Here is a 9,760-nt window from a genome sequence, read left to right on the forward strand (position 1 = left end):
CGCGCGGCGGCGGGGGTATCATGCGGGCATGGCTTGGGCCCTGGCGCTCCTTAGTGAGCCGTGCTGACGCGACAGAGCGCGCGTGAGCACGGCGACCCCTCCTGCGTGAGGGGCTTTTTTGTGCCCGAGGAGACGCACGCGACGCGCCCGGCGCGTCATCCCGCCCGATGACTTGATCTTGAATGACTCGTGAGGACGCTGACATGAGCGAGCACGCCGAGACCCCGGCCGACATCCCCCCGTACCGCTACACCGCGGCGACCGCCAACGCCATCGAGGCGCAGTGGCAGGACTACTGGCAGGAGCACGGCACCTTCCACACGCCCAACCCGGCCGGCCCGCTGGCCGACCCGGCGCACCCGCGCGCGGGCGCCCCCAAGCAGTTCGTGCTGGACATGTTCCCGTACCCGTCCGGCGCCGGCCTGCACGTCGGCCACCCGCTGGGCTTCATCGGCACCGACGTCTTCGCCCGCTTCCAGCGCATGGCGGGCTTCAACGTGCTGCACACGATGGGCTTCGACTCCTTCGGCCTGCCCGCCGAGCAGTACGCGGTGCAGACCGGCACCCACCCGCGGGTCACCACCGAGCGCAACGTCGAGCGCTACCGCGCCCAGCTGCGCATGCTGGGCCTGGGCCACGACGACCGGCGCTCGGTCGCCACCACCGACGTCGACTTCTACCGCTGGACCCAGTGGATCTTCCTGCAGGTCTTCAACTCCTGGTACGACCCGGAGCAGGGCAAGGCGCGCCCGATCGCCGAGCTGGAGGCGAAGCTGGCGGCCGACCCGGCCTGGGCGGCCAAGACCCCCGCGCAGCGGCGCGCGGTCATCAACGACCACCGCCTGGCGTACGTCTCCGAGGCGCCGGTCAACTGGTGTCCCGGCCTGGGCACCGTGCTGGCCAACGAGGAGGTCACCTCCGACGGGCGCAGCGAGCGCGGCAACTTCCCGGTCTTCAAGCGCAACCTGAAGCAGTGGATGATGCGGATCACCGCGTACGGCGACCGCCTGATCGACGACCTGGACAAGCTGGACTGGCCCGAGGCCATCAAGCTGATGCAGAAGAACTGGATCGGCCGCTCCACCGGCGCGCACATCGCGTTCGCCGTGGCCGACCGCGGTGACGTCGACCCGATTCGGGTCTTCACCACCCGGCCGGACACCATCTACGGCGCGACCTACATGGTCGTCGCGCCCGAGCACGAGCTGGTGGACGGCATCGTGCCGGCCGCGTGGCCCGCGGGCACGCACCAGATCTGGACCGGCGGCCACGACACCCCGGCGCAGGCCGTCGCGGCGTACCGCGCCCAGGCGGCGGCGAAGACCGAGGTCGAGCGCCAGGCCGACGCCAAGGTCAAGACCGGCGTCTTCACCGGCGCGTACGCGGTCAACCCGGTCAACGGCGCGCGCATCCCGGTGTTCATCGCCGACTACGTGCTGGCCGGCTACGGCACCGGCGCCATCATGGCGGTGCCCGGCCAGGACGAGCGCGACTGGGAGTTCGCCGAGGTCTTCGAGCTGCCCATTGTCCGCACGGTGCAGCCGGCCGAGGGCTTCGACGGCAAGGCGTTCACCGGCGAGGGCCCGGCGATCAACTCCGGCATGCTGGACGGGCTGGGCATCGCCGAGGCCAAGGAGAAGATCATCGCCTGGCTGGAGGCCGAGGGCCACGGCCAGGGCGCGACCACGTACCGGCTGCGCGACTGGCTGTTCAGCCGCCAGCGCTACTGGGGCGAGCCGTTCCCGATCGTGTACGACACCGACGGCCAGGCCATCGCGCTGCCCGAGTCGATGCTGCCGCTGGAGCTGCCCGAGGTCGCCGACTTCTCGCCGAAGACCTTCGAGCCCGACGACGCCACCTCGTCGCCGGAGACGCCGCTGTCGCGCGCCAAGGAGTGGGTCGAGGTCGAGCTGGACCTGGGCGACGGCCCCAAGACCTACATCCGCGAGACCAACACCATGCCGCAGTGGGCTGGCTCCTGCTGGTACCAGCTGCGCTACACCGACCCCACCAACGAGCAGGCCTTCGTCGACCCCGCCAACGAGGCGTACTGGGTCGGCCCGCAGTCGCCCGGCGACTCCGGCGGCGTCGACCTGTACGTCGGCGGCGTCGAGCACGCCGTGCTGCACCTGCTGTACGCCCGGTTCTGGCACAAGGTGCTGTTCGACCTGGGCCACGTCAGCAGCTTCGAGCCGTACCACCGCCTGTTCAACCAGGGCTACATCCAGGCGTACGCGTACACCGACGACCGGGGCGCCTACGTCCCGGCCGAGGAGGTCGCCGAGGAGCCGCCGAACAGCTGGACCTGGCAGGGCGAGAAGGTCAACCGCGAGTACGGCAAGATGGGCAAGTCGCTGAAGAACGTCGTCACGCCCGACGAGATGGTCGAGCGGTACGGCGCCGACACCTTCCGCGTCTACGAGATGTCCATGGGCCCGCTGGAGGTGTCCCGGCCCTGGGACACCCGCGCCGTCGTCGGCTCGTACCGCTTCCTGCAGCGGGTCTGGCGCACCATGGTCGACGAGGAGACCGGCGCGCTGGTGGTCTCCGACGAGCCCGCCGGCGACGACCTGCGCCGCCTGCTGCACCGCACCATCGCCGGGGTCCGCGAGGACATGGCCGCGCTGCGCTTCAACACCGCGATCGCGAAGCTGATCGAGCTGACCAACGCGGTGACCAAGGCCGGCACGACCCCGCGCGACGTCGCCGAGCCGCTGGTGCTGATGCTGGCGCCGGTCGCCCCGCACATCGCCGAGGAGCTGTGGCGCAAGCTGGGCCACGACGGCTCGCTGACCTTCGCCGACTTCCCGGTCGCCGACCCGGCGCTGCTGACCGCCGACCTGGTCACCTACCCGGTCCAGGTCAACGGCAAGGTCCGCGGCCGGATCGAGGTCGCCGCCGACGCCGCCGAGGACGAGGTCCGCGCCGCCGCCCTGGCCGCGATCACCGACTCCCTGGCCGGCAAGGAGCCGAAGAAGGTCATCGTCATCCCCGGCCGCCTGGTCAGCGTCGTCGCCTGACCTCCCTCCGAGGAAAGGAAGGGCACCTTCTTAACGCTATGCGTTGTAGAAGGTGCCCTTCTTAACGCGTATCGCAAGGCAGCCGACCAGCCACTCTTACGATCTAGCGACCGGATCACTAAACTTCGTGGCGGCTGTTCTTTAAAGATCGGAGCTCGCGATGACCCAGGTGCTCGTCGACATCGACCAGGAAGAGCTCTCGCAGGCCAAGCACATCCTGGGCACGACCAAGAACACCGAGGCGGTGCGCCTGGCCATCCGCGAGGTGATCGCCGCCAAGGCCCGGCGCGACGTGATCGAGATGTTCGCCGGTGGAGCGTTCGCCGACCTCGGTGACGAGGACGTCCGCGCCGCCGCATGGTCGTGACCTACCTGATCGACACCAGCGCGCTGCACCGCCTGCGGCACCCGGCCGTGCTGGCCGTGCTGGGGCCGCTGATCGAGGCGGGCCGGGTCGCCATGTGCCCCGTCTCCGAGCTCGAGACGCTCTACTCCGCCCGCAACCTGGCCGAGTACGAGGCCGGCGCCCACCGCTTCCGGCTGGCGTTCACCTGGGTTCCGGTCGCCGAGCGGGCCTGGGACCGGGCCGCCGAGGTCCAGCACGAGCTGGCCCGGCGCGGGCAGCACCGTGCGGTGTCCATACCCGACCTGCTGCTGGCTGCCACGGCGGAGTCGCAACAGCTCACCGTGCTGCACTACGACCGTGACTTCGACACCATCGCGGCGGTCACCGGCCAGCCCACCCAGTGGGTCGTGCCGGCCGGCACCGCCGACTGATCACGCGGTGGCCGTGCGGGCGGCCGTGCGTGCCTGGTGGCGCCAGTGCAGGGCCGCTGCGGCGCTGATCAGGATGCCGGTCGCGGCCGGGATGAAGGTCAGCCAGCTCAGCGAGTGCGGCGCGATCGCCGCCGCGCCGATGGTGGCGTAGCTGAACGAGGACGGCAGCCCGCCCAGCGCGGTGCCCAGGATGTAGTGGCGGAACCGCACCGTCGACGTGCCGTACGCGTACCCCACCAGCCCGAACGGGGCGATCGGCTGCAGCCGGACCACGATCACGGCGAGCAGGCCGCGGCGGGTGAGCCAGCGGTCGATGCGGGCCAGCCGGTCCCCGGCGTGCGCGGCGACGAAGTCGCGCCCGGCCCAGCGCCCCGCGGCGTAGGTCAGCGCGGCCGCGATCAGCGCCGCGGCCAGCGACCAGGTCGCCCCGGCCACCGCGCCGAACAGCGCCCCGCAGCCCAGCGAGACGGCGGTACGCGGCACCAGCGCGCACAGCAGCAGCGCCGAGATCGCCACGGCGACGGCCGGAGCCACCGGGCCCAGCTGGTCGACCCACGCGGGCAGCCGGTCCAGCGGCAGCTGCCACGCGGCCACGGCCGCACCGGCGACCAGGACGGCCAGCGCCACCAGCCGCGGCCAGTGCGTGGCCACCGCGCCCGACATCGCCCGCCCCACCCGCGCCGCCCCGCCGGCCTCGGCCCGCGCGGCCACGTCAGTCGCGCCTTCCGCGGCCTGTGCGGACGCGTCGGCCGCGGTGTCCGACAGCCGGGTCACACGAGCCCCACGGCGCCGAGGCGCTCGCTGCGCAGCCGGGTGTGCCAGGTGTCGTCGGCGCCGCCGAGGCTCTCCTCGCCGGTCGCCCAGCGCAGCAGCAGGTCGGCCAGGGCCGGGTTGCGCGACAGCGCGGGGCCGTGCGAGTACGTCCCGATGACGGTGCCCGCCCACACGCCCTCGGTGGCGCCGTCGTTGCCGATGCCGGCCCGCACCTTGGCCAGCGGCTTGACGCCGGGGCCGAGGTGGGTGCGGCCGCCGTGGTTCTCGAACCCGGTCAGCATGGGCAGGCCCAGCTCGGGGTCGATGTCCCCGGCGAGCTCGCCGACGGCGCGGGTCTCGCCGCGGTCGGAGTCCAGGTCCACCAGGCTGAGCCCGGCGCACTTGGCGCCCTTGGCGAAGAAGCTGTTGCCGAGCAGCTGGTATCCGGCGCAGACGGCGAAGACCACGGCGCGGCGGTCCACGGCGCGGTGCAGGCCGCGGTCGGCGTTCAGCCGCTGCGCGGCCAGCGCCTGCGGGCCGTCCTCACCGCCGCCGATGAGGTAGATGTCGCCGTCGGGCAGCGCCTGGTCGGAGCGGACCTCGACGGTCTCGACCGGGATGCCGCGCGCCTTGGCGCGGTGCGCCAGGATCAGCATGTTGCCGCGGTCGCCGTACGTGGACAGCAGGTCAGGGTAGACCCAGACGATCTGGAGTGCGCTAGACAACTCGATCCAACTCCGCTCGGATGTCCTGGAACGCGGTGTAGTTCGCGATCACTTCCAGCCGGCCCGGCGGCACCGCCGCGACCGCCTCCTCGAATGACTTCACGTGGGTGAAGGGGACCTCGTTCACCTGCAACCGTACGGCGAGGTCGTAGGCCCGGTCGCCGGTGATCAGCACCTGGCGGCCGCGCAGCGGGGCGAAGTCGACGTCGAACAGCCAGCTGGTGTCGAAGCCGTCGGGGTCCCGCGCGTTGATCGACAGCAGGGTGGGCTGCTGCTCGGCCATGTCGAAGGCCTCCAGCCAGCTCGCCGGGTTCTTGGCCAGCAGCAGGCGGATGTTGCGCCCGTCCCGGTCGACCTGGGCGTAGCGGCCCGCGACGCTGGCGACCTCGCCGAGCTTGGGCGCGGCGTCGGCGGGGGAGACCCCGAAGTGGTGGGCCACGGCGAGCGCGGTCGCCGCGTTGCCGACGTTGACCTTGCCGGGCAGCTGCAGCTTGACCTCGTGGCGCACGCCCTCGGGGTCGATCACGGCGTTGTCGTCGACGGTCCACTGCGGGGCGGGCCGGGTCAGGTCGCCGGTGGCGCAGCGCCAGGCGTCGGCGTCGGCCTCGTCGCGCTCGATGTGGGCGCCGCAGGCGGGGCAGACGTGCGCGTCCTCGCGCCAGCGCTGCCCGGCGGAGAACCAGGTGACGCCGCCGGTGCCCGCGGCCGCGGCGTGCGCGGCGGCCGCGTACACCACCATCGGGTCGTCGGCGTTGGCGACCACGTGCACGGTCGGGTGGTCGGCGAGGGCGTCGCGCCACAGCTGCGCCATCATCGCCACCTCCTTGGCCCGGTCGAGCTGGTCGCGGGAGAGGTTGAGCAGCGCCACCACCAGCGGGCCGGTCGCCTTGAGCACCTGCGCGAGGTAGTGCTCGTCGACCTCCAGCACGGCGTACGGCGTGGCGCCGGCGCGGGCCAGGGCGGAGGTGTGCCCGGTGGGCATGTTCGCGCCGAAGGAGTTGGTCGCGACATCGCCCAGCACGCCGACCGCCGCCGCGGTGAACCGCGTGGTGGTGGTCTTGCCGTTGGTGCCGGAGACCAGGGCTATGCGGCGGCCTTCCGCGAGGTGGGCCAGCAGGTCAGGGTCGATCATCATGCCGATCCGCCCGCCGATGACCGAACCGTCGCCGCGGCCGGTCGCACGCGACAGCGCCGCGGCGGTACGCGAGACCGATGCCGCCAGCGAGGCGCGCAGCGGCAGCTTCTTCTCCGTCACGCCGGAGAGGCTACCTGACTCCGGTCGGCCGCCAGGCCTGTGGCGTGAACCACTGCGAAGCTCCCAGTTTTACCTGCGTATTGCGTAAATCGGGTTCGAAGGGGTAAAACGAAACAGCAGCCGCGCGTCGGCGCGGCCGCTGCCGGTGGCACGCCGCCGGCGACCCCCGGAAGGAACGTGCTGTGCTCGAACTCCCTGAGCGGCGGCCCGCCCGGTTGCTCCTGGGCCTGGGCGCCGGTATCGCCGCGGTCAGCCTGCTCGGCGCCCCCGCCGCCAAACCCGCCCCCACCTCCGCGAACACCTCGGCCAGCGCGTCCGCCGGCACCGAGGCCCCGTCCCGCCGCGACCAGCGCCGCCCGTCCGGCGACGACGCCACGACCGGCGAGGCCACCGAGACCGCGGCACTGCCCGGCGATGAGGACGAGGACACCGACCCCTCCACCGCGGACTGAACCTCCGCCGCCCCGGCGGCCGCCCGTCGGGTGGGTCCGGCTCGTGTCAAGATCACTATTTCGTGTCGAAATGTGTGGTGAGACCGCATTTTCCGACACATAACAGCGATCTTCGATCAAAGATCGCGGCGGCGGTCGATATCTAGGACACTGAAAGACAGGTCACGGGCACCCTCCGTCACCGTGCGTACCACCTACGGGTGATTGCGCCGCGACGGAGGGTGCCTTTTGCTGCGCCGGAATCGGGTGTCAAAAAGATGACCTTGGTAACGCGGCGCGCCGCCCTCCACTCGTCGTTTACGGCCATGAGCTGCGCCTATGTGGAGCGCAACCGCACCCGGAAGGCTGAATCCGCATTGACCGTGGAGGGAAGTGGAGTAAAGTGGGGCGCAATGGCGGGCCGGAGGGTCCGCCGGCCCCGGGGGCAACGGTCGTCCGCTCGTCCGCGAAGCGAGCAGACGCCCGTGTCGGTGCTGGAGGGGGTGGGGGCCGATGTTCCTTGGCACCCATACTCCGAAGCTCGACGACAAGGGCCGGCTGATCCTGCCCGCTCGGTTCCGGGACGAGCTGGCGGGAGGTGTCGTGATCACCAAAGGGCAGGAGCGCTGCCTCTACGTCTTTCCGACGCCGGAGTTCCAGCGCATCGCGGGCCAGTTGGCCGAGGCGCCGATGACGCACAAGGCCGCCCGTGCCTACAGCCGGGTGTTCTTCGCCAGCGCCCACGACGAGATCCCCGACAAGCAGGGCCGGGTCACCATCCCGAGCCACCTGCGGGAGTACGCGGGACTTGATCGCGATCTCGTGGTGATCGGGGCCTCCACCCGGGTAGAGGTCTGGGACAAGCAGGCCTGGGACGCCTACCTCGAGGCGAGCGAGGACGAGTTCGCCGACATCGAGGAGGGGGTGCTGCCCGGCGGTCTGTGAGGACGGGGGTCCGGCACCGCGCGAACGGCAGACCGGGCTCGGCAGTCGTACCGCGAGATCTCCACCCGCTCCGGCACCTGGCGTCACTTCCCCGACGCCAGGCGCATCGCTCTCACCCTCGGCCGCGACGAGGGCGGGAACGGGGAAGCGGTTGGGGATCTGGCGGTACGACGAAGGCACAGCGAAACACAGGGGGGTCGAGATGGTGGAGCCGCGTGGCGTACACGTGCCGGTTCTGCTCGATCGATGCCTGGAGTTGCTGGCCCCCGCCCTGGACCGGCCCGGCCACCCGCCGACCGGCCGCACCGTCTACGTCGACGGCACCCTCGGTCTCGGTGGACACGCCGAGGCCGTGCTGACGGCGCACCCGGAGACGATCCTGGTGGGTCTGGACCGTGACACCGAGGCGCTGGAGCACTCGCGGCGCCGGCTGGAGCCGTTCGGCGACCGGGTGCACCTGGTGCACGCGGTCTACGACGAGCTGCCGCAGGTGCTGCCGAAGCTGGGCATCGAGAAGGTCGACGGGATCCTGTTCGATCTCGGCGTCTCCTCGCTGCAGCTGGACGAGGCGGACCGCGGGTTCGCCTACGCCCAGGACGCTCCGCTCGACATGCGCATGGACCAGACCTCGGGCGTCACCGCCCAGGAGGTCGTCAACGGTTACTCCGCCCAGGAGCTGGCCCGGATCCTGCGGGTCTACGGGGAGGAACGGTTCGCGTCACGGATCGCGGCGGCGATCGTGCGCGAGCGTGCCAAGGCGCCGATCACGTCGTCGGCGCTGCTGGCCGAGCTGGTGCGGGACTCGATCCCGGCACCCGCCCGGCGTACCGGGGGACATCCGGCCAAGCGGACGTTCCAGGCGCTGCGCATCGAGGTCAACAGCGAGCTGTCCACGTGGGAGCGTGCGCTGCCCGCCGCGATCGACGTGCTGGCGCCGGGCGGGCGGGTGGTGGTCCTGTCGTACCACTCGCTCGAAGACAAGATCACGAAGCAGGCCTTCGCGGCCCGCGCCCGCAGCACCGGACCGGTGGACCTGCCGGTGGAGCTGCCGGGCACCGGGCCGACCATGCGGCTGCTCACTCGGGGTGGGGCCGAGCTGCCGTCGGAGGAGGAGGTCGCCCGCAACCCGCGGGCGGCGTCGGTGCGCCTGCGGGCCGCACAGCTGATCGAACAGAACCAGGGTCCCTGACCGGGACCGCCGAAGCTGCGAGCAAAGGGGGTAGGGATGAACGTGACACCGCTGCGGGCATCGCGCCGCAGCACAACGCCGTCGCAGGGGGCGTCGCGACCGGGGGGTCGGGCCGTGACGCAGCAGGAGACGGTGACCAGCGACAACCGTTCGGGCCGTTACCGGACGGTGGGCAGTGCCGCGCTCGCGGTGCAGCCGGAGCCGGCGACGCCGCAGGAGGCGCGGCGTCCGCGCCTGCGGCTGGCGCCGCCGATGCCGGTGGCGGCGCCGCGAACGCCGTTCGTGCTGCTCATCGTGCTGGTCGTGGTGGCCGGGGTGCTCGGCATCCTGGTGCTCAACACCAAGATCGCCGAGAGCGGCATGCAGCTCACCGAGATGAAGAAGCAGCAGCAGCAGCTCGACCTGCGGGAGCAGCAGGTGAGCCAGGAGATCGCGCAGGCGGAGTCGCCGGGTCACCTGGACGCCGCGGCCAAGCGGCTCGGCCTGGTGCCGGCGGGTGCGCCCGCCTTCATCCGGCTGCCCGACGGCAAGATCATCGGGGTGCCGCAGCCGGCCACCGGCAAGCCGAGCATCACCAGCCAGTGAGCACCGGGCTCCGGCACCAGCGCGGTGGTCGCGTGCGCTCCCGCGTTGACCATGGGGTTGCGCGGGTGGCCGTCGTTGAG

10 protein-coding genes are annotated in these 9,760 nt (G+C 71.8%); 7 read left to right on the top strand and 3 right to left on the bottom strand.

Annotated elements, in window-relative coordinates; translation table 11 throughout:
• The first annotated feature begins 203 nt into the window (after window positions 1-203).
• The 3 genes from leuS to AB0J67_RS09520 all read left to right on the top strand — a co-directional run bounded on the left by leuS (window position 204) and on the right by AB0J67_RS09520 (window position 3,797).
• Window positions 204-3,020, top strand: a complete 2,817-nt coding sequence (gene leuS / locus AB0J67_RS09510) for a leucine--tRNA ligase (RefSeq protein WP_363478658.1) — start codon at window positions 204-206, stop codon at window positions 3,018-3,020.
• Between the two features lie 160 nt (window positions 3,021-3,180).
• A complete protein-coding gene (locus AB0J67_RS09515) occupies window positions 3,181-3,387 on the top strand; it encodes a hypothetical protein (RefSeq protein ID WP_363478661.1) in 207 nt (68 codons plus the stop codon).
• Window positions 3,378-3,797 (top strand): PIN domain nuclease, encoded by a 420-nt coding sequence (locus AB0J67_RS09520; RefSeq protein ID WP_363478664.1) that lies wholly within the window; start codon window positions 3,378-3,380, stop codon window positions 3,795-3,797. Before AB0J67_RS09515 ends, AB0J67_RS09520 begins: the two co-directional genes overlap by 10 nt.
• Here the strand turns inward: AB0J67_RS09520 and AB0J67_RS09525 are convergent, their stop codons facing one another.
• Genes AB0J67_RS09525 through AB0J67_RS09535 form a run of 3 tightly spaced genes read right to left on the bottom strand, consistent with a single transcriptional unit; the run spans window position 3,798 to window position 6,515 of the window.
• Complete coding sequence (locus AB0J67_RS09525) at window positions 3,798-4,571, bottom strand: VTT domain-containing protein (RefSeq protein WP_363478667.1); 774 nt, start codon at window positions 4,569-4,571, stop codon at window positions 3,798-3,800.
• A complete protein-coding gene (locus tag AB0J67_RS09530) occupies window positions 4,568-5,281 on the bottom strand; it encodes a glutamine amidotransferase (protein ID WP_363478697.1) in 714 nt (237 codons plus the stop codon). The genes AB0J67_RS09525 and AB0J67_RS09530 overlap by 4 nt, the downstream gene beginning before the upstream one ends.
• The gene (locus AB0J67_RS09535) at window positions 5,268-6,515 is read right to left on the bottom strand and encodes a MurT ligase domain-containing protein (protein WP_363478700.1); all 1,248 of its coding nucleotides are present in this window, start codon (window positions 6,513-6,515) and stop codon (window positions 5,268-5,270) included. Before AB0J67_RS09535 ends, AB0J67_RS09530 begins: the two co-directional genes overlap by 14 nt.
• A gap of 197 nt (window positions 6,516-6,712) precedes the next feature.
• Here AB0J67_RS09535 and AB0J67_RS09540 point away from each other — a divergent pair, with 197 nt between their 5' ends.
• The 4 genes from AB0J67_RS09540 to AB0J67_RS09555 all read left to right on the top strand — a co-directional run bounded on the left by AB0J67_RS09540 (window position 6,713) and on the right by AB0J67_RS09555 (window position 9,680).
• Window positions 6,713-6,982: a hypothetical protein gene (locus AB0J67_RS09540; RefSeq protein WP_363478670.1), complete on the top strand. Its 270-nt coding sequence runs from the start codon at window positions 6,713-6,715 to the stop codon at window positions 6,980-6,982.
• Window positions 6,983-7,474: 492 nt separating this feature from the next.
• On the top strand, window positions 7,475-7,906 hold the full coding sequence (gene mraZ / locus AB0J67_RS09545) for a division/cell wall cluster transcriptional repressor MraZ (RefSeq protein WP_363478673.1): 432 nt from the start codon (window positions 7,475-7,477) through the stop codon (window positions 7,904-7,906).
• A 202-nt stretch (window positions 7,907-8,108) separates the two neighbouring features.
• Window positions 8,109-9,095 carry a 16S rRNA (cytosine(1402)-N(4))-methyltransferase RsmH gene (gene rsmH, locus AB0J67_RS09550; RefSeq protein ID WP_363478675.1) on the top strand — a complete coding sequence of 329 codons (987 nt, stop codon included), beginning with the start codon at window positions 8,109-8,111 and terminating at the stop codon, window positions 9,093-9,095.
• A 114-nt stretch (window positions 9,096-9,209) separates the two neighbouring features.
• The gene (locus AB0J67_RS09555; protein ID WP_363478678.1) at window positions 9,210-9,680 is read left to right on the top strand and encodes a hypothetical protein; all 471 of its coding nucleotides are present in this window, start codon (window positions 9,210-9,212) and stop codon (window positions 9,678-9,680) included.
• The last annotated feature ends 80 nt before the right edge of the window (window positions 9,681-9,760 follow it).

Origin of the sequence: Catellatospora sp. NPDC049609, assembly GCF_040675365.1 — a bacterium.
GTDB lineage: Bacteria > Actinomycetota > Actinomycetes > Mycobacteriales > Micromonosporaceae > Catellatospora.

Excerpts from the sequence above, each read along its gene's own strand:
- leuS (WP_363478658.1), top strand. The coding sequence starts at position 204 with ATGAGCGAGCACGCCGAGACCCCGGCCGACATCCCCCCGTACCGCTAC.
- AB0J67_RS09515 (WP_363478661.1), top strand. The coding sequence starts at position 3,181 with ATGACCCAGGTGCTCGTCGACATCGACCAGGAAGAGCTCTCGCAGGCC.
- AB0J67_RS09520 (WP_363478664.1), top strand. The coding sequence starts at position 3,378 with ATGGTCGTGACCTACCTGATCGACACCAGCGCGCTGCACCGCCTGCGG.
- mraZ (WP_363478673.1), top strand. The coding sequence starts at position 7,475 with ATGTTCCTTGGCACCCATACTCCGAAGCTCGACGACAAGGGCCGGCTG.
- rsmH (WP_363478675.1), top strand. The coding sequence starts at position 8,109 with ATGGTGGAGCCGCGTGGCGTACACGTGCCGGTTCTGCTCGATCGATGC.